Raw genomic sequence first — 20,352 nt, 5'->3', positions numbered from 1 at the left:
TCCTGCTTGAAATTTTTATATTCCTTCTTTCAATATTTTTACAAGTTCTGCTGCAGCCTGATCAAACAAATTAAAATCTTCCTCCCCAACAGCCCTTTCTACAATTCCCTGAATAGCTCCAAATAAAGCTGTTGAGATTAAATATGTATTACAGGGCTCAATGGCTTTCTTTTCTATACTTTTATTTAAGATCTCCTCAATAAGTAGTGGTAATTTATTTAAATATTCATTAATAGCAATATTGCCCTTTTTTCGGGAAAAATCTTTTTCCCGGACCAGAATCTTGCCCAGACTGGGGTTTTCTTTTACCTCCATAAAATGCTTTTCCAGAAATAATTCTATCTTTTCATATATAGACCTATCTTCTTGTGCAATCTCTTTTAGATAACTCATTCTTTTTTCAAATTCAACAGCAAATATGTATTCCAATATCTCCTCTTTATTAGTGAAATAATTATAAATTGTTCCTACTGCTACACCAGCTTCTTCTGCAATACTGGCAGTTGTAGTATTATAAAAACCAAATTTTGATATAACTTTTATTGCTGCCTCTCTGATTAATTCTTTCTTATTTTCCCGTATTTTCATAATAGATCCCCCTATACCAATCTAAATAAATCTAATAAAATTCCTTGGAAACTGAATGACTACTCATTCATACAGTATTATAACAGATTCTTTACCTGTTGTCAAAAGGATATTCTGCTCAGTACGTGTCAAGAAAAGGTAGGAAGAATATTTCACCTCAAACAACCCATAAATATTTATTCTAAATAGTTGCCAGTCCTCTTATTGCTTTTACCCAATCTTTACCGCTATCTGGACCATTTATTGCAGGTATTTTTGCCTGTAACCACTTACTCCAATCCCTGTCCACTTTCTTAAACATATATTTTATTTTCCTTACCGGGTTTTTTATTGTGTAATACTGATCTCCAAGTCTTTCTTTTAATTCCTTGTTATGTTTTAACATTAAAATTCTAGCCATTGCCTCAGCACCTTTTTTGCTCCAATTCATTCCCTGGTTCTTCATCCTGCGAGCCACATTCTTATCCACATAGCCCTCAGCTGCTCCCATCCCATGTAATTCTTTATTCCTTAATTCTGTTGGTATTCGATATCTGTAATCTAATAAGTGCTCTTCATACTTTTTAAAATGCTTTATTATTTTCCTCCTCTTTTCTCGGTTTTCAGCTGTTTCTCCCATACATATTAACGATTCCAATGTGTCCAGAAATACCTGCTTTCTTCCTTCTGCTAATACCCTGCATAAATCATCTGCAACTTCTCTTCCAAAGTATAATCCTATATCTCTTTTTATATGATACCTATCCAGTTGTACTATTATATTTTCAAAGTATTCCTTACTGGTCTTTTGTATCCAGCTGGCACCGTCCCCGTTTAATACTACTAAAGTGTTTTCAAGATTATATTTTTTGCTTATTTGATGGATTAATTCTTCATAAAAGTCATCTGCTTTTCCATAGACTCCTGCTACTATTTGTGGCTCCTTCAATCTCTTCCGTTTTTTTGCTGGACTAGTGTATTCCCAGCCCTCATGGATTAATCCCAGTTTGATTTCCAGCTTCTTTCCTCCTTCTTCCTGACTACCAACCATTATCCCGTCAGCTTCAATGAATAGTAGTGGTATTTCTTTTTCCTCTCCTTTTAAAATCTTACCTCCAGTGAATACTTCCTCTTTTTCATGTTTGAGTCTCTCTGACTCCCTTTTTCCAAAATCCCTGACTTCATTAAAGATAGTTGTATGGCTTAAATGGGGAAAACCGGCTTCAGCCAGTACTTCCTCCACTTGCCTGTAGCTCATCTTACTTGCCAGTATTACCAGCAGTTTTAGGTATTCTCCACTTACTCTTTTTTTCTTTTTTAACCCCAGTTTTTTGTCCAGTAAAATGACGCTTTTTCCTGTTTTTTGGTCTTTATATAGTCGCCTTCTAAGCTTGATGTTTCCAACTTTAGTCGATATCGTTCTTTCTAAAAATCTTACTACTTCTAAATTTTTATCTTTATTTTTAAATAGCTCTTCTTCAAGCTTTTCTATTACCTTCTCCATTATCTGCCTTGCAAGTTCCAGTGCTGCCTTCTCCAAGGTATTGATATCTGTTATGTTTTGTAGTAAAATATTTACCATAGAGACCTCAACTCCTTTGGTCGGGTTTGTTTGAGGTCTCTATTTCTTTATCTATACCTTGTTTTCCTTCTTTTCCTACTTAAATTTTACACGTTCAAGTTATTATAATAAATATTTCTCATAATTAAAGTTAATATTATGTTTTTTTCGTAAAATATAAATTTTACGTAACATCCACTATTTTTTTACTATTAAAATTTAATTTTAAAGCCGTTATAATCATTCTTATATGGCTGGTCCTCTTCTTCAATATTATCAACCCTGGCCCAGGCAGGTCCTTCTTTAGCAAGTTGTAAAATACGGGCTACTTTTTCTTTTTCACCTGCAAAAACTGCTTCAACCCGTCCGTCCGGTAGGTTTTTTACCCACCCATTAATGCCGATTCTGGCAGCGTTACTTTTTAAAAAAGAACGAAAACCAACACCCTGAACTCTTCCAGATATATATACATGTTTTTTAACAGGTTTAGTTTGGTTCATAAGAAATTTACCCCCTTGGCCAGCAATTAACCAAATATTGTTATCTCACAACAAAATTGGGAACTGTAAAGGACTCAACAATAGAACCAATAATATTTTTACGACCGGCTCTCGTATAAAAACCACTCAAATTCTGGTTATATAAAAAACAGCCAATCAGGTATCCATAATTCTCAAAATATATATTATCCTTATCTATAGTTAACATCTCAATTCTGGGAATATCAATAAATTCCTGAACCAGATAATCATCCTCTATATTATTAACTAATTCTTCCCATTCTTCCCTTGAAAAATCCCTTCCAACATAGACACCTCTGGAAGCAGCGAGATCAAAGGGTTTTAAAACATATTTATCCCTGTTATTTATTATTTCCTTCACCAGTTTGTTATCTTGTTTATTAACTTTCCTGGTAAAGGGAATGTGTTTTTGTATAAAGTTTAGCTCATCATCTTTCAAAAAATCAACTAAAGATTTATTATGTAAAATAGAAAAAATAACCTTATTATGTATTACCTGAGAGACAAGTCCACCAACTATACACACATTTCTATCACGATAAGCCTGTAAAAGGGGTTGAATATCATCTGCTTCTTCAATAAGTCGCCCGGTGGTAGCCCGTCTATAAATAAGGTCTACTTTGAAATTTCCAAAATAAAGGGCTCCATCCCTGTATTCTAACTGACGGGGATCACATATTATGGTTTTATAACCCAGTTTTATAAATCTTTTTTTAAATTCCAGAAATTCATTTATGGTTCCTTCTCCCTCGAAGTCAACGATAGCTACATTGGGGTGTTTATTAGTATCCTTACAATATTCTTTAAAATTATCGAGGATAGAATCTATTAATGAATAAAAAAGTTCGTAGTCCTCAATTTCATAACTTTTTTTAAAATAAGAAAAACCCCGGGATTCTTTTATAATTTTTTGTATAACCTGTGCCTCATTCATGGCAGATGAACCATCTGCATTTAATTCGCAAAATTTACTGTGACCTCCATCGTACCTGTAAAAAATGTCAAACCTGGCTACTGGAAAGGGAATTTTATACCCCGGATCGATCATTATCATTTCTTCCATAAGGGGTGGAAATCCAAATTGTTTTCTGAATACAGGATCATTTTTATAATGAAAAATGACTTTGTTTAAAATACGGGTTAATGTTGATGTCAAATAATTAAGTCTTGATACATCATCTTCTGTTAAAAACATTGGCTGGTACAAAAAATCGACCGGTTGACCATGATACCATGCAGTAGACTTTTCCACCTTTTTTTTAGCCCTTAAGAAGTCCCTGTAATATTCTTTAGAATTTGAAGTTATGATCTTTTTATATTTATTAAATAAATCCAGTGCTTGCAACAAAATCATCCTTTCCCGGAACCATACACCATTGTAAAGCTTCTTTTTTACCTATTTTCAAATTATGATATGTAATTTCTTTAGGGGTAGGTCCATTTTCAATAATATAATCCAGGGAATCAAGATACTTCCTCTCACTTGAGGTTAAACCAATGGAAGCCATCCCCTTAAGTTTCCTGAACCTGGAGATTACCGACTCCCCGTCAATGAAAGCTTTATAGCCATGTCTTTGAATCCTGTTTTTATACTCAAAATAGATGCCTTTATCAACCTGCCCTGCTTTACTGTAAAGATAATCCAGGTTTTCTTTATTATATAATAAACCCTTCCACAGGGCAACGAAGCCCAAAAAATACGGGTATGGTAAAGAATCTCCTATTCTTATTTCGAGATATTTTTTGGTGCGCACGTCAGGAAAGACCATTGTTAATAAATGCATTAATTCTTCTTTAGAAATTTTAGATGAAATAAATGAACTTAATAGTTCCCGGGCGCTGGTGTCACCTGTAAAAACAAGATTACCATCTTTTTTTATAATTATTGGAGGACAGTTTAAAATATAGGATGCATAGTCTTTATATCCAAATTCATCTTTAAAAATACCTTTTATTAGACCACACCTGTCATTATCACAGTTATCCCAGATTATCGACCTGATGCTTGCCGGATCATCCCATAATTTCCCTTCAAAAAAGGGTCCATTGTCAAAAATACAATAGATTATTGGGGACAAATAATAAGAAGAAATAATTTTCTTTCTATAATCATCCTCATCTTGATAATCCAGACTTACCTGGATTGAGGCTGTTCCCTTCATCATATTATGGGCATACCTTCCCCGATTTTTAAAATACTCATACATATATTTATAACGGTTTTTTGGTAACAGGGGAATATTCTTAATCCCACTTTCGGGATGGTAGCCTAAATTAACAATAACTTTATCCCATTTAAGTAAAATAGGGAAAATATCATCAAGAAAAGATTGATAAAGTAAATCAATTTCTTTAATAGTGCTCACGGGGGCAAGGCTTAATTCCAGCTGCCCCCCCGGTTCCAGAGTAATAGTCATTTTGTCCTTTATAAGTTTTATAAGGTAAGCTCCCTCATATTCTGGTTCCCAGTTTACCCTGACCAGCTCTTTTAATATATCCTCTACCCCTTTATCTTCATAATAGGATACAGCGGTAAGGTCGTCTTTATTAAGGATAAAATGCTCTAACTCAAGACCTAATTTAAAATTATTAGGAGATTTTTCCCCAGACTTAAAAATATCAACTAATGACTTTACCTGTTCTTTATATCTCACTGTTATAGACCCTTTCTCTTCAAATAATTTTAGTGTATTTACAAATGATAATAAATTAACCCCATGTATGCTTCGGTGTAATATATTTTATGTTGTTTAATTTCTTATGTATTTTATATATATACATTATAGATTCATTAGTATATCCCTGCTATATAGGATAAAAATTATAGTTATTTTATCTTTATACTTATTATATTATCCAGGGAAAGATACCTTTTATTTAGCCCCGAACATACTAAAAGCTCTTTTGATTGTAAATTATATTCTTCTATATAACCGCTAACCTTATAAAGGTTCCTGTTTTTATAATATTCTAAGCTTACAGCAAGTTTTTTTTCCAGGGCCTTTCCAAGAATTTTATTCATTTCATCAAGTATATGCTCATCCAGTTCAGGTTTTAATACTTCTTTTTCTCCTTTAATTAGCTGCTTAAGTTTTTCACGGTGTTCTACCAGCATCAATGATGACCATTTAATATTTCCCCGGTCTTTTATCATAAAAAAACCTCCTGAAGTTTTTAGTAATTTATCTATATATATCTTAATATATCTTAGTCTAATTTTAGCATACATGTGTTCGTTTAGCAAATGTATCTTTCTCCAGGAATTTAACAAGGACCAGGTTTAACCTGGCCCTTTTCGCATAATTTTAAATTATAATCAAAATTAATCTAAAATTAACCCTATTTATACTATTTTATTAATAATAATTTACTGATTTGAAACTTCAATTCCTCCGAACATTACAACACCTTTTACTTTAAGAACAGGTAAATCAGAATCAGTATCAGTCCGGGTTTCATTACTTAAGCCACCAAACAACGGTACTCCCTTAACAATTACATTCCATTCCCGGGGAACAAGGATATCAATACCACCAAAGGCCGCAAAGAGATCAAGGACTACTTCCTGATTCTCATCAATGTTAGCCCCCCGCAAATCAATATTCAAACCACCAAACATAGCAACTGCTGAACCGCCTTTGAAGTTTTGAGATACATTTTTAATATCAGAACCTGAAAACACTGCTAGAGCATTTATAGTATCTTTTGAATCTTTCTTTGTCATTAACTTGCCTGGTGATAATATCATGAATCCAATGAAAATAATAAAAAGAGGACCTAGAATATTTAAGTTCAGGATATCTAATATCTTTAACTGCACCAGTAAACCAATTACTAATAAAAAGTAATCTCCTTTATGGGGAGCGGGGCCGGTTATTATATTAAAAAGACCGGTAAAAATTAATATTAAAGGCCAGTAGGTCCCGATAATTTCACCTACATCAATATCAGTTACCCCTGCTGTATTCAATAAAGAAACGATACCGATTACAACCAGAATAAGACCAAAAATCTTTTTGATATTCATTTAAATAACCTCCATGTATAAGTATAATACCCGGAGATATACAGAACCAGGATAAGTAAAAAGCATTAATACCTGTATACCCCGGGCTTTTAACCCTGAAAACTTTAAACCTATATTCTAAATCTATCCCTGATCATATTAACACTTTCCTTAACTGTAACTCCTGATGAAGTATCAAGACAAAAATCTACTTCTACTTTTTTCCAATCATTTGACTGTCTTTCCAACATTTTAGCTACCGGATCCGGCAAATTTCCATTCATTCTCTGTGAAAACCTTGTCTTAATTGTTTCTAAATCAGCAGTAAATTTAATAAATATAGCATCTTTAATTAAACTTAATTCATTAACATGGTCTATCTCATTTGTTACATAAATTATTGAAGTGTCTATATCTTTTGTAGATACATCAATCAGTTTCTCCTTGAATTTCCCCCAGGCTTCATCACTATTTCTTGAAAATCTCAAATAATCTTTTCCAGTATAAATATCCCCCTGTATTGTTTTATTAAGTTCATTAGCAACTGAGGTCTTTCCAGTACAACTGGCTCCCATAAAAATAAACAACATTATTTTTTCTCCCCTTTAAATTTAAACATTAAACCGATCCTATAAGGTTTTAATTTCAGGTTATAGGCTTCTTATATTCAGATAATTGGCTATGTTTGCCTTTGTATCAATAACAGGTTTTATCATATCACTCACTGCTGTAAAAATAGTTGTTATTCCCGGTCCGTGACCTGCTTTAAGACAATTACTATGGACAACTACACCTATGCTTATTGCCCCCTGTCTGTAACAACGCCCATATCTATTATCAGTATCCTTCAAAGCTACAATATCACCAAACCTCAATTTATCAAGTCCATACTCTTTAAGTACATCAATATCTGCAGTTGTTAAGTCATAATCTCCCCGGGAAGCAGTATAACTTCCAAGGCCTGATCCCATTAAATAAGGAGGAATAGTAGCAACAACTGGAACCTGTAAGCGCCCCTCTTTAATATCAAGAGGCATTTTTTCAAATAATTCTGGAGAAAGATTCATTACTTTTATGTCCGGTAGATCATTTATGGTTAACCCCTGACCCCAGGCCTTAATCTGAATTTTGTCACCAATAGTCAACTTATGAAGCACTTCATCAGGAAAATATACCAGCACATGTTCAATTCCCCCATGTTTTCCGGTTACATACCCCTCAGCACCTTTAGCATCGCCACTAACCACTTTGGCTTTGTTACCAATACAAGATAAGATATTGAGAGCATTATTTGCCCCTTTTGGTTCTTTATTATTAATTTTAATGCTTACCCCAGGTTCAACATGATCACCTGCCCAGGACATTACCCGATCACCAATTTTTACATTATAGGTAATCCCCCCTACCCCTGGAAGGATAAAGGGTTCACCATCATGCTTAACCTTATATCCACTGCCTAAAACAGCAGGAGATATCTCCCCCTTGACAGCAACCTGTACTAAATTTTCTTTATTATATTTAACCATTTTTTTACCTCCTCTATGTTTGTATTAATCTTATCTTATTCCCATATAATCTCACCTGAGCCCTGACTTCTCTTCAACGTAACATATATTTTTAAATCATTTATATACCATTTATATGAAGGTGTATTTTTCAAAATAACATTATAAAAATTATTTGCATATAATACTTATAACTAAAACAGCAGTTTTAGTTTGCACAAAGACTAATAAGTAATATTTATAACTGCTGATAAAGGAGGTGTTATTAGTGGGTGATTATCTTAAAGCTTTAGGTGGCGGTGATGAAAATTTAGCCTTTATTCTGTTTTTAATCTTAATTTTACTCCTTCTCGGCGTCATGAACGGTTATTACTAAATAAATTTAAAAACTAATTCCCCCCTTAACGTTAGTAATAATCTAAAATGTTTTTTCTTTTATTAATTTGGATAAATTATTTTATAATACAATGTTATAACATTTTCAAGTAATTATTCATATCATATATTACCATCGTGATAAGGAGGTGCTTTTCATGAGTGGTGGATACGGTGGCAGTGAAGTAGCTATTATTTTCCTTATCTTAATTCTCCTGTTGCTCGGAACTGGCTATTAATTATTCACCATAACATGATAGTGAGGCAGTCCCCCCTGCCTCACTATCATTAAAAAGTTTAATCATATAAAATGTTAATACTAATAGAAAGGAGTTTTTATAAATGGGAGATTATCTTAAATCTTTAGGTATTGAAGATGACAATCTGGCTTTTATCCTGTTTTTAATCCTGATTTTACTTCTTCTCAGTGTTATGAATGGTAAATATTAGTTTATTTTATCTTTAATCATGATTTTTATATACCGTATACCTATAATGATATGTCAAGATAATTCAACATATTGGTGAGGCAATTTTTCTGCCTCACTACTTTTGTTTATATAACATTCTTTTACTTTAAGTTTAAAAAACAATCATACCAGTATTTATTATTCTTTTTTAATATGTTCATGATTTTTCAAATGTTTCATACAGTATTCATAATCACCTTCACACTTAGTACAATATCTAAACTCCATCCTGGGATCATCTTTTTCTGTAATACCACAAACAGTACATTTATGGATAGTATAATCTTTGTTTACTTTTCTCTGAAACTTTTTACGTTTATAATAACCCTTACTCTTTCTTCTAATATCAAGCATAAGGCTTTTTCCAAAAAAAATAAAATAATTTATTAAAGATACAATGGCAGCCAGTTTGGCTGGTAACGGCTGAACTATTATTGTGTAACCAAAGACGATCCAGTTAAACCAGGCTAAATACTTTACTTTTACCGGCAATATCATAAACAGTAATATTTCATAATCAGGATAAATTCTGGCAAAGGCCAGAAACAAAGATAGGTTTATGTAAACTGCAGTAACCCTCTGCCCGCTGACAAATGCAGCTACGATAGTTCCTATAATAGCCAGTAGATAGTACAAATTAAATTTAAAAGAACCCCATTGTCTCTCCAGGCCAAACCCAATCATATAGTAAAAATATAGAATAAAAATGACAAATATCATAGAAAAAGTTGGGGGGATAAAAATAAAAGTAAAAAGCCTCCAGACCTCCCCCTTAAGGACCAGATGGGGATCTAAATAGAGTCGACTGACAAAAGTACCCGTCGGGTCAAGATAAGTCATGACAAAAACAATTCCATTTAATAACACTATATAGCTCATTAAATTTTTTATAGCTAAATGTCCAAATTTCCTTTCAAGCCTATTTAACCAGTTCATTATACCACCCCCTGTAATTTATGAATCTCCTATAAGTTCCCAGGTAATTATTGGTATGCTATCCCCATACTTATTCTCATTTAGATATTTTCTTGCTTTTGATACTGATTCTTTACCTACAATTATAGCAGATATTTCCGCCATCTTAAACAAAAAATTTCCTATACACCTCCATTCACGTTCTTTATAAAATGTTTTATTTGGATTTTTGTCAAAACTGGTTATTTTTATATAGTCCTTTAATAAATCAAAGGATAATGCAGAGCCTGTCTGTAGTTTAGTGTAATTTAAATCTTTTAAATAATTCCTTAGCTGTTTTAACTTTTTATAATCAAGGTATAAAACAGGATTAAATTTTTTTTGCACAGCTTTTCCTTTAAAACCAATAGCTACTTTTCCATAGTATTCGGAATGATAATAAAGGTCCTTAAGGGGGATATCACAAACACTACAATATTTTCTGGTATAAAGATTATCAGTAATTTTTTCTCTGGTTGTTGCTTTAAGCATTTTTGTATTAAGTATTTCCCTTAACACAGAAAGAGATTCTTCTTCTGTTTTTGGGCTGTCATTCAAGAGTATATCAGAGGGATTTTTAACTTTGCTCCAGTCTATATTCCTAGGGCTGCCGGTAAAATGCCAGTATACGTTAGAATAATAACCTGGACTCAATTATTTATCACCTTTCTGTCTATTTACTGAATCAATTAAATATTTAAAAATTTAACTCCCAACTAGGAATTTAATATTAAATGTAGAATTAGTTTAATACAGCATTCCCCTGGATCAAAAAATGACCGGGAGGGATTTAAATGAAATTAACTAATCGTAAAATTGTTGTCGCGGGGATGTTAGGAGCTATTTCAATAGTACTGGGAATATCAGGATTGGGGTTAATACCGGTGCCTACCATGGCAGGGAATGTAACCATTATGCATGTTCCTACAATCCTGGGTGGGGTCCTGGAAGGACCTCTGGTTGGTTTATTGATAGGGTTAATTTTTGGATTATTTAGTTTTATGCAGGCATCAAGCCCCCTCTTTGCTGACCCTTTAGTTTCCATAATTCCAAGGTTGTTTATTGGAATTACTTCTTATCTAGTCTATGCTGTATTCAAAAAGAAAAATAAGAACCTGGGATTAATATCAGCAGGAATTGTAGGCACTGCTACCAATACCATACTGGTTCTCGGAATGGGAGTTATCAGGGGATACATACCCTTTGAGGGTGCTTTGTCAATTGCTGTCATCCACGGTATACCAGAAGCCATTGTTGCCACCCTGTTGACATTATTAATTGGACGTAAATTCACAAGATGACGTAAATTCACAAGATAATATTAAGAAAAAAGAAGAGAACCTGGAAACCATTTATAAAATACATTTTTGTTTCTTTAAATGTATTCTTCCTCAAGATTAAAAAATATTTCATCTCAGTTAGCGGTTTTTGTATCCAGGTTTTACCTTATTTTTTAATATTTATACTCAAGTTATCCCAGGGGTTAAGGGCAGCAGTAAACCAGACTGTGATCCTGTTATAATTATACTCTCCAATCATTAATGAAGTCGTTTGTGTTCTGATAATAAATCCAGGGTGAATGCAAATTGATTTCATGCCACGTTTTGGTCTAAACGTTTCAGTATGGGATCTCATAAAGTTATTAGTCGTAAGAAGTTCAGAAGAAACTTCTTGCTTCAGGTATCTAAAGTATACTGCTGCCTCCTGTCTTCCCTGGCCAATTATGTACTTTATCTTTTTTAAAAGAAATTTACCTAAATATTCATTTTCTCCACTTTACATCTACACACTCTATACCCTCCGTACTTTGATTAAAACAGATAACCTAAAGACATAAATTCTATCTTAAATAATTCCTCACCTGTTGAAGGATTATAATAATAACTTACTGGTATAAAATCAATCAGGGTATAAAAGGATGTATCGGGATATTCTTTTATAGGCCTTCCACCAGACAAAATACAGTACTTGACTCCATAGTATTTGTCTAACTCTCCATTTTCAAAATTGAGTAAGACCCCTGGTGCTAAATAATGCTGCATTGAACCATTTTCATCCATTCCTTCATAAGTGAAATTAAACTGGGGGCTTAAAGTAACGATAGTATCAGTTGCAAAATCAGGTGCAATATTGGTGGATACCCTTAAATTAAAAGATAACAATCTATTAATACTGATAATTGGATTAACATATACATAACTACCACCCTCAATATTTCCCGATCTGGAAATGGTCTCCAGAGAAAATTTAAACCCATATTTAGTATTATCACCGGCATAAGTTGATTCAGAACTAATAAACAACACCATTGTAGTTACCAAAACAAACAAAATTAAAATTTTTTTCATGGTCAAGTCTCCCCCTAATTTGTGGTTAAATAGTTATAAAACCTATACATTAAAAAACCAGCAAAACCACCAATAATATTTAATATGATATCATCTATATCAAAAGCCCCTACCCCTGATATTAATTGTCCTGTTTCTATTATTGTAGTAACCAGGGTAACACTTATTAATAGTCTGGTGGCTTTCCTCATTTTTTTAAAAATAAGAGGAAGAAAAAAACCCATTGGTAAAAAGGCTACAATATTTCCAACTATATTTATAAAAACTACCCTGGGGTGACAGGGTGCCCTTAAATAATTATAAATTGTCCGGAAGGGAATTAAGTTACTGGTTCCATGATAAGTATCTCTACCATACTGGTGACTAAAAAATACAAGATAAAATAAGTATATCAAATAAACCAAAAAAACTGTTACCATTGTTACTCTATATATAGTTTGCTTTAATTCTGTTTTATTAGACATTGGATTTTTTACTTCTCCTTTCTCATATCTTTAATTTACATCCCCCAGGTAAACCCTACCACTGAGAGTACCATCACATTTTATAATATCTTTTAAAATACTGGGATAAATCCTGTAGCCACCCAGGTTATTTAAATCTAACCACTTTACACCAATCTGGTAAATATCCGGAGTACTACCAGTTTTAATGTCTGTATCTGATTTTAATTTGCACTCAAACATATATTCTATTTGATGAACATCTGAATCCCATTCAGCAAATTCATGATTTTTCCCTATATATTCCCTGACAAAAACAAGGTCACCTATTATTATATCAGCTGATATTTCTTCCTTACATTCACGTAATAAAGCCTCCTCAATTGTTTCAAAGGACTTCTGTCCGCCACCCGGTAGCAAATAAAAAACACCAAATTGGTCTTTGTTTTTGGTACATAAAAGTTTGTTATTTTTTATAATAATTGCTTTTGCAGAATTTCTTATCCTTGACATCATAAAACTCTCCTTTAAAATTTATTGACCTTATACCAGCAGGTTATGTTATAATTAATAAATAAAGCTATCTTGTCATTTGCCTTCCTAAAGTTATTTAAATAATTTTTTTAAAAACATAATCAGGGTGGTTAAAACATGCGTTTAAAACCAGACATTGACCATTTTAAAAATAAAGAAGAAATAACAAGCTACCGTATCTCAGATGAAGAAGCAGGTGTAACCCTTTATACTTTCTTAAAAAACAGATTGAAAATGTCCCGTAAGTTTATAAGAAAAATGGGGAGAGAATACCGGATACGTCTTAATTGTAGATATGTTAAATTTACCGAAGTTAAATTAAATTCAGGTGACTTAATTGAATTCAACTTAAACTTTAAAGAAAAAACCTATTATGATCCTGCTCCTCTAGACCTGGATATAATTTATGAAGATAGACATTTATTAGTAATAAACAAACCAGCTAATATGTTGGTCCATCCTACTCCCGTAGAAAAATCCAATACCATTGTAAATGGTGTCCTATACCACATGCGTAACCAGGGCAACTATAACCTGGTTCGTCCCATTCACCGACTTGATAGAAATACTACTGGACTACTCTTAATAGCAAAAAACCAGTATGCCCATAATTATATAACCCATCAATTTCAGAATAACAACATACACAGGGAGTATCTTGCCTTTGTACATGGTAATGTGGAATTTAAAAAAGAAAGCATTAATGCCCCTATCGGAAAAACTAGAGACAGTTTAATTAAACGAAAGGTAGACCATACTCTGGGAAAAAGGGCTGTAACCCATATAAAGGTTGTAAAACCCGGTGGGCTGATAAGTCTTATAAGAGTCAAACTGGAAACAGGAAGGACTCATCAAATTAGAGTCCATTTAAGCCATCTGGGACACCCTCTATTGGGTGATACCCTTTACGGGGGTGAAGACATCCTGATAAAACGTCCAGCACTCCATTCTTATAAAGTTACCTGCTGTCTACCTTTTAAACACAAAGAAGTAACTTTTAAGGCTCCCCTCCCAGTAGACATGGAGAAACTAAAAAAACAGTTAATTTAATCTGTTTTAAATTAAATATAATAAACCTGTTTTGTTTGCTTTTTTATTTTTCCATATAAATAGGTAACACCAAGAGCCAGTAAGATTCTCATTCCAAGTATAATAAATCCATTACCACCAATAGCTACAAATAATAAGGTATCCTCAAAGACAGCATGACAGACAGCAAATAAAACAGAAATGGTGGTAACTTCCTTATAGGTAAAATTATTATCATCAACATACCTTAATATTAACCCGGCTCCATACAACAACCCAAAAGACTGACCGACAATAATCGGTAAACTGGCAGTCTCTGGAAGCTCAAAATGTTTTAAAGTGCTTTTAAATACTTTAGATATCTTTTTAATAATACCGGCTTCTTCTATTATTTCAATTCCAATAAAAAGGGGAAAGATTATCATTACTATTTTTATAACCATATCGACACTACCGGTAACTGCTTCGTTTATAAATCCATTCCAGTCCATAACTATCCCCCTGATTTTGTATCTCATTTATATTTAGACTATTTTTTAAAGTATAATGTTTAATATAACCCCACTTAATAAAGAGAGACTTAATCTTAAAACATTAATCAAAAATAGGTTTATCTTTAGTTTTTTAAAAATAGCTGATTCAATTATAAGACTATGGGCAATACCTATCATCGTTCCCAGAATAGTTATTTCCCTGGGTCCTAATTCCAGGCCAGATATTACAGCAATTCCACCATAAATATTAAGAAGATATGCAGTAAGAAGAGCAACAACTGCTTCCCCTGGTAGTCCCACTACCTGCATCATCGGACTAAATATACCTGCCACCAAATCAATAAAACCTGTATATTTTAAAAATGTAACCAAAACATATACTGGAATAATTATTTTTATTAGATCAATAAACACATCCCGGGCTTTTAAAAATCCTGATTTAACTACCTGTTTCAATTAAGACTACCTCCGTTACTTAAACCTATATTTTATGATTTCTTATATTAAATGATTTACCCTTATATTAAAGTTACCTTCTATCCCTTTGTAATAATGTTTTAGCCTGAAATTTAAAGATGTAATAGCAAATATACCCTGGTTATATAAGTATTGACGATAATGACCACAAGACAATATTACAAATTACAGTTTAAACATCATAATTACTTTAATGTGTTATATGAATATTATACCAGAAAGGCAAAAGATTTAAAAACAAAAATAACAAGGAGACAGTGTGGAATAATTATCATATAATAAACTTTACAAATAAATGCAAAGGAGGTACAGATGGTTAATAATAATTTTGAGGTATTCTGGGTTAAATTAGGACTGGGTTTATTATTGAGCCTGGTTTTTGCACTCATTGCCTATAAAAAAAACTCCCTATCAAAGAGTGGAATCATGGGAGCAATACTGGTTGGAACTATAATTTTTGGTTGTGGTGGTTTTACCTGGTTTATATTGTTAGGGGCCTTTTTTGTTTCTTCAAGCCTTTTATCACACTTTAAAATAAGACAAAAAAAGACTATAGCCAGGGAGTTTCAAAAAACCGGCCAAAGGGATCTGGGACAAACCCTGGCCAATGGGGGTATTGGTATAATCCTGGCCTGTCTTAAAGTTTTAAATCATTATCCAGCCACAACATTATTTTATGCTTATTTAGGGGTAATAGCTACTGTCAATGCAGACACATGGGCAACAGAACTTGGTGTTCTATCGAAAACACCTCCCCGGTTGATAACCAGCTTTAAAAAGGTAGCCCGGGGAACTTCAGGTGGAGTTACATGGCTAGGACTGACCTCATCACTGGCTGGAGGTTTTTTTATTGGTTTTATTGCCTTTTGTTCTATTTCTTTATTAAAGGGCTTTATAAATAAAAATTTTATGTATATATTAATTTCCATATCAGGGGGACTGGCTGGTTCTTTAACAGATAGTCTCCTCGGGGCCACATATCAGGGAATATATTATTGTCCCTGCTGTGAAAAAGAAACAGAAAGGCTTATTCATTATTGTGGACAAAAAACTAGACTTATCCGTGGTTTTACCTGGTTAAATAATGACCTTGTTAATTTGATAAGTTCTGTGTCAGGGGCTTTAGTATCCCTGACCCTGGGTCTTTATTTATTTTAAAGTCATCTCTTTAACTATTTCCAGGCTATCCAGATCAATTATTTCTATTGAATTATCTTTAATAACAGCTACTGAGGGAATAGCAGGTTTTTGTTTGGGTAAAGACATACTCCCTGGATTTAACAGAATAATATCTTCTCTGTTTTTAATTTCAGGAATATGAGTATGTCCATAAATAAGAATATCTGCTTTAAATCTCCTGGCAAATTTAATTCTATCCTTTTCATTATTATGTTGATACCCATGGTAGACCACCAGTCTTAATCCATTTATTTCCACAAGAACATATTCTGGTAAAGGATAAGGCAAAACCCACTCATCAACAAGGGAATCCACATTCCCTTTTACCATCATTAAACTTCCCTTAAATTTATTTATCTCTTCTATCAAACCAGTGGTATTATAACCGTCTGGCAGGGGATTTCTGGCCCCATGGTATAATACATCCCCCGCATGAATTACAAGTTTACTCCGGCTCATTAAACCCTCGGCTTTTTTCCAGGCGGTTAAACTCCCGTGGGTATCACTGACAACAACAATTGATTCCTTCATTTACTATACCTCCTGTTTTTTTATAATTACCATAATATCTTTTGTATTTGTAGTTATCATCAAAGTTATCAAATAATTATTAATAAATTATACCCATTTTTTTATTTATAAGTCTGGTCAGTGATTTTTTAAAATGTAAATTATGTTCTCTGGATCTTTTTTTAGGGGTGGGGTGTCTTCCCCCACCCCTCCTTATCTTTGAATGAATATGGCGTCTCATTAATAGAACATCTATATCTCTGCTGGAAAATACCTTCCCATTGAAATTAATAACCACAGCATTTTTACCCATAACCATGGCTGCCAGACCATAATCACCTGTCACTACAATATCATCTGGTCTGCAATCATTAAAAAGGGTATTATCAGTTGACTGATTCTGGCAGTCAACCCTGATCATTTTACCATAATTTAGGTAAATATCATGATAAATATCTGTATATATAAATAGGTCAATACCAAACTTCCGGGCTACTTCCTGAACTTCTTTGATGACAGGACAGGAATCACCATCAACCAATATTCTCATAAATAAAACCACCTGTTAAAAATATTTTCCAATTCTTATATATAAATTGCTGGATTCGTATTCCAGGTCATGGCCAAACCCCAGAACTAGTTCCAGATTCATTAATCCATAAAGCTGGGAAATTTCAAGCCCCAGTTCTCCTCCAACAACAGGTATAACATCATATTCATTATCTCCTGTTAAGCCAAAATCATAGAAGAGGGTACCATTGAGGTCATCATAGAATACAGGATAAACCCCTGGACCACTTTCAATGTTAATCAATTCCTTTCTCAGTTCTAAATTAAAGATTGCCAGTTTAGAACCCTTCAATGGTTCTTCCCTGAAGGCTCTTACCAGGTTTCCCTGACCCAGGGAAAAATCATCAATTTTGTTATAACCGATAATTAAACGTCCGGCCAGGGTAGTTTTTTTATTTAATTCCAGATAATTATCTGCAGACATTTCTACTTTATATTCTTCTATATTATCTTTTTTCCAGTAACTATCTATACCCCAGTATAGGCTATTCTGGACTGGACCACTACCGGTAATCCCTCCATATCGCCAACCTGTGCCATAAAGAGTATAACTATCAACATCTTTATTGTCATAACAATATTCATCATGATAAACTGAATTTAATAATAACAGGTGGTAGTAAAAAGACTTATTTATTAACGGATAACCCAGCATAATATCTACATTACGCTCCCGTACCCAGTCTCCATCTTTTATTAAACTCTGATTGGTGGTCAGTGATAATAGAAAAGTTCCAGGCTGATAACTATACTGGAAATCAAAGGACGGCTCAGGAGATTTATTGTGATAGTTAAAACTCATGGAATAGCTATGTTTTTCAAGAGCATCCTTACCATAAGTAGTAAAACCTGTATCAAGGCTGGTTCCCTCAGAAGTGTATATCAAACTGAAATTAGGCATTATATATTTGGGATATAATGATGGAAAAGGACTATATTCCCTGACCCGATAACTAGTTTTAAGCTTTTCAAACCAGTAATCAGGAGAATCTTCTTCCTCTTTAATCTTTATAATACGTCTTCTATTTACAAAATTCAACTTACCAACTCTTTTCCATTCCACCCTGTCAAGCCTTACTGAATAAAGGTCATATCCATCTAATGAATATCCGACAAATACAATTTCATCTTTATTTCTAAAGCTGGGCTTGAAGGCCCCGGTAAATAAATTAGTTATGCGATAAAGATTTTTTGTAACCATATCCAGGGCATATAAATTGAATCTACCATTTCTATCTGAACTAAAGACAACATATTTTCCATCCGGTGACCATACCGGAAAGACCTCGATATGGTTATCATCTATCAATGGTTTTAATACCTTATCTTCAAAAGAATATAAATAAAGATCTTTCTTGCTGTTATACATAACACTCAACACAGCTTTATTTCCATCAGGGGAAATATCAAGAGATGAAAATGAAAAGCTACTATTTCCCTTTAATATGGTTGAAGTCTGCCGGGTTTTTAAATCTATTTTTTTAATACTGGTTATACCTTTATCCTGGGTTAAATATATAATTGTATTATTATCTTTAAAAACCGGAGCATATGCTCTCTCACCACGGGTCAACCTTATCTCCCGGTCAGTGGTAAAATCATACATATATAAATCATAATAATTATATACTTTTTTATATACATCCTGTTTAGCGTAAACAAGTTTTTTTCCATCCGGTGACCATGTTATATTTCCATCTGATGATGATATTGCTGGAACCAGCTGATAATCTCTTCCATCTTCAGTTAATATTCTAATCGCCGAAAATTTATTATAATAATGATAATAGGCTACTTTTTTACCATCAGGTGAAACCGAAGGATTTAAAGTAAAATAACCATGCTCAGTTAACCTCGTTATCTCAGTCCTGCCTTCTGTTTCAATTCTCTCATTTAATTCTATAGCTTTTCTCTTCTGTTCAAACTTCCATGATTTGTATAATTCATCTACCTCTATTCCCAATACCTTTTCAATAACCTTATTAATTCCTTCCTGGGGTTCTTCGCAGAACTTATGGCTTATTTCAACGAGCTTGTCCTCTCCATATTCTTTAGCAATATACCTGCAAATGGATAAACCATATATGTAAACCGGTATTCCTCCGGTAGGCCAGGAAGAAAGGTCATATTTCCCGCTTACTTTGTCAACCGAATATAATTTATCTTGAAGGGCAGCAGTCCTTATATACATTGAATAAATATCACCTTTACCCCGCCCCCCGTTTGTAAATTTTGTTTCAGTATATGTGGTATAACCTTCAATAAGCCACCAGGGTTGAAGTATATTGGGAGTAGTTAATATAGGTATTTTCCCCAATATATGTCGGTAAAACCTGGAGGCCCCTTCATTCATATCAAGATGCAGAATATGGGTATATTCATGTGTAATTACAAGACGCAACCAGCTTTCACTGTAACCTACCATTCCTGAATAAATATCTGGCTTTCTAAGATACACATTAATTCTGTTAAAACAGATAACATCAGCACTACCATTGGCCATATCGGCATCATCAAAAATGTTTATATATGTCTTTGTTACCGGTTCATATTCCATAAATCTAATCAATTTATCATGAACATCTTCAGCAATTCTGGAAACTTTATAAGCGGCCATAGCATTATCTTTTTGAAAATTAATTATAAAATGGTCAGTTTTCATTGTATACCATTTACCAGCCAGGACCGGTGAAGTTACCATAATCAACAAAATAACTAAAAAAAATAAGCATTTTCTATAACCCAAATCCATCACTCCCTATTACAACATTTTAATTTATGTAATATATAAATTAAAATAAACAATATT

At 33.2% G+C, this 20,352-nt stretch carries 22 protein-coding genes; 3 read left to right on the top strand and 19 right to left on the bottom strand.

Annotated features, from left to right (window positions below):
- Positions 1-15: 15 nt before the first annotated feature.
- The 11 genes from HORE_RS04430 to HORE_RS04380 all read right to left on the bottom strand — a co-directional run bounded on the left by HORE_RS04430 (position 16) and on the right by HORE_RS04380 (position 10,613).
- On the bottom strand, positions 16-588 hold the full coding sequence (locus HORE_RS04430) for a TetR/AcrR family transcriptional regulator (protein WP_012635788.1): 573 nt from the start codon (positions 586-588) through the stop codon (positions 16-18).
- Positions 589-769: 181 nt separating this feature from the next.
- Positions 770-2,149 carry an ISLre2-like element ISHor2 family transposase gene (locus tag HORE_RS04425; RefSeq protein WP_012635658.1) on the bottom strand — a complete coding sequence of 460 codons (1,380 nt, stop codon included), beginning with the start codon at positions 2,147-2,149 and terminating at the stop codon, positions 770-772.
- Positions 2,150-2,340: 191 nt separating this feature from the next.
- Entirely contained in the window at positions 2,341-2,628 is a 288-nt protein-coding gene (locus tag HORE_RS04420) for an acylphosphatase (RefSeq protein ID WP_012635787.1), read from the bottom strand.
- Positions 2,629-2,668: 40 nt separating this feature from the next.
- Positions 2,669-3,994, bottom strand: coding sequence for a circularly permuted type 2 ATP-grasp protein (locus HORE_RS04415; RefSeq protein ID WP_167935758.1), 1,326 nt, complete (start codon positions 3,992-3,994; stop codon positions 2,669-2,671).
- Complete coding sequence (locus HORE_RS04410; protein WP_012635785.1) at positions 3,972-5,303, bottom strand: glutamate--cysteine ligase; 1,332 nt, start codon at positions 5,301-5,303, stop codon at positions 3,972-3,974. The genes HORE_RS04415 and HORE_RS04410 overlap by 23 nt, the downstream gene beginning before the upstream one ends.
- A 173-nt stretch (positions 5,304-5,476) precedes the next feature.
- Positions 5,477-5,803 (bottom strand): YolD-like family protein, encoded by a 327-nt coding sequence (locus HORE_RS12395; protein ID WP_050748602.1) that lies wholly within the window; start codon positions 5,801-5,803, stop codon positions 5,477-5,479.
- A gap of 213 nt (positions 5,804-6,016) precedes the next feature.
- The gene (locus HORE_RS12390) at positions 6,017-6,676 is read right to left on the bottom strand and encodes a LiaF transmembrane domain-containing protein (RefSeq protein WP_012635783.1); all 660 of its coding nucleotides are present in this window, start codon (positions 6,674-6,676) and stop codon (positions 6,017-6,019) included.
- Between the two features lie 110 nt (positions 6,677-6,786).
- On the bottom strand, positions 6,787-7,245 hold the full coding sequence (locus HORE_RS04395; protein ID WP_012635782.1) for an ATP-binding protein: 459 nt from the start codon (positions 7,243-7,245) through the stop codon (positions 6,787-6,789).
- 60 nt (positions 7,246-7,305) lie between these two features.
- Positions 7,306-8,181, bottom strand: a complete 876-nt coding sequence (locus tag HORE_RS04390) for a DUF4438 domain-containing protein (protein WP_012635781.1) — start codon at positions 8,179-8,181, stop codon at positions 7,306-7,308.
- Between the two features lie 962 nt (positions 8,182-9,143).
- On the bottom strand, positions 9,144-9,941 hold the full coding sequence (locus HORE_RS04385; RefSeq protein ID WP_012635780.1) for a rhomboid family intramembrane serine protease: 798 nt from the start codon (positions 9,939-9,941) through the stop codon (positions 9,144-9,146).
- 18 nt (positions 9,942-9,959) lie between these two features.
- Complete coding sequence (locus tag HORE_RS04380) at positions 9,960-10,613, bottom strand: abortive infection system antitoxin AbiGi family protein (protein ID WP_012635779.1); 654 nt, start codon at positions 10,611-10,613, stop codon at positions 9,960-9,962.
- A gap of 140 nt (positions 10,614-10,753) precedes the next feature.
- Here HORE_RS04380 and HORE_RS04375 point away from each other — a divergent pair, with 140 nt between their 5' ends.
- Positions 10,754-11,260 carry an ECF transporter S component gene (locus tag HORE_RS04375; protein ID WP_012635778.1) on the top strand — a complete coding sequence of 169 codons (507 nt, stop codon included), beginning with the start codon at positions 10,754-10,756 and terminating at the stop codon, positions 11,258-11,260.
- Between the two features lie 510 nt (positions 11,261-11,770).
- Here the strand turns inward: HORE_RS04375 and HORE_RS04370 are convergent.
- Genes HORE_RS04370 through HORE_RS04360 form a run of 3 tightly spaced genes read right to left on the bottom strand, consistent with a single transcriptional unit; the run spans position 11,771 to position 13,263 of the window.
- A complete protein-coding gene (locus HORE_RS04370) occupies positions 11,771-12,307 on the bottom strand; it encodes a hypothetical protein (protein ID WP_012635777.1) in 537 nt (178 codons plus the stop codon).
- A gap of 14 nt (positions 12,308-12,321) precedes the next feature.
- Positions 12,322-12,771, bottom strand: a complete 450-nt coding sequence (locus HORE_RS04365) for a VanZ family protein (protein ID WP_012635776.1) — start codon at positions 12,769-12,771, stop codon at positions 12,322-12,324.
- 30 nt (positions 12,772-12,801) lie between these two features.
- Complete coding sequence (locus HORE_RS04360; RefSeq protein WP_041605858.1) at positions 12,802-13,263, bottom strand: NUDIX domain-containing protein; 462 nt, start codon at positions 13,261-13,263, stop codon at positions 12,802-12,804.
- 138 nt (positions 13,264-13,401) lie between these two features.
- Here HORE_RS04360 and HORE_RS04355 point away from each other — a divergent pair, with 138 nt between their 5' ends.
- Positions 13,402-14,334 carry an RluA family pseudouridine synthase gene (locus HORE_RS04355; protein WP_012635774.1) on the top strand — a complete coding sequence of 311 codons (933 nt, stop codon included), beginning with the start codon at positions 13,402-13,404 and terminating at the stop codon, positions 14,332-14,334.
- 11 nt (positions 14,335-14,345) lie between these two features.
- Here HORE_RS04355 and HORE_RS04350 read toward each other — a convergent pair whose 3' ends face one another.
- Both HORE_RS04350 and HORE_RS04345 read right to left on the bottom strand, forming a co-directional pair.
- Positions 14,346-14,804 (bottom strand): nucleoside recognition domain-containing protein, encoded by a 459-nt coding sequence (locus HORE_RS04350; RefSeq protein ID WP_012635773.1) that lies wholly within the window; start codon positions 14,802-14,804, stop codon positions 14,346-14,348.
- A gap of 45 nt (positions 14,805-14,849) precedes the next feature.
- Positions 14,850-15,263: a nucleoside recognition domain-containing protein gene (locus HORE_RS04345; RefSeq protein ID WP_012635772.1), complete on the bottom strand. Its 414-nt coding sequence runs from the start codon at positions 15,261-15,263 to the stop codon at positions 14,850-14,852.
- A 333-nt stretch (positions 15,264-15,596) separates the two neighbouring features.
- Between HORE_RS04345 and HORE_RS04340 the strand changes: the two genes are divergently transcribed.
- The gene (locus HORE_RS04340) at positions 15,597-16,442 is read left to right on the top strand and encodes a DUF92 domain-containing protein (RefSeq protein WP_012635771.1); all 846 of its coding nucleotides are present in this window, start codon (positions 15,597-15,599) and stop codon (positions 16,440-16,442) included.
- On the opposite strand, the gene yfcE is transcribed toward HORE_RS04340, so the two are convergent.
- The 3 genes from yfcE to HORE_RS04325 all read right to left on the bottom strand — a co-directional run bounded on the left by yfcE (position 16,434) and on the right by HORE_RS04325 (position 20,289).
- Positions 16,434-16,994: a phosphodiesterase gene (gene yfcE, locus HORE_RS04335; protein ID WP_012635770.1), complete on the bottom strand. Its 561-nt coding sequence runs from the start codon at positions 16,992-16,994 to the stop codon at positions 16,434-16,436. The genes HORE_RS04340 and yfcE overlap by 9 nt on opposite strands.
- A gap of 79 nt (positions 16,995-17,073) precedes the next feature.
- Positions 17,074-17,523 (bottom strand): YaiI/YqxD family protein, encoded by a 450-nt coding sequence (locus HORE_RS04330; RefSeq protein WP_012635769.1) that lies wholly within the window; start codon positions 17,521-17,523, stop codon positions 17,074-17,076.
- Positions 17,524-17,538: 15 nt separating this feature from the next.
- Entirely contained in the window at positions 17,539-20,289 is a 2,751-nt protein-coding gene (locus HORE_RS04325) for a PD40 domain-containing protein (protein ID WP_041605856.1), read from the bottom strand.
- Between the last annotated feature and the right edge of the window lie 63 nt (positions 20,290-20,352).

The organism is Halothermothrix orenii H 168, assembly GCF_000020485.1.
Taxonomy (GTDB): Bacteria; Bacillota; Halanaerobiia; order Halanaerobiales; family Halothermotrichaceae; genus Halothermothrix; species Halothermothrix orenii.
The sequence above is the reverse complement of the archived record's forward strand: the minus strand, read 5'-3'. Positions and strand labels throughout refer to the sequence as shown.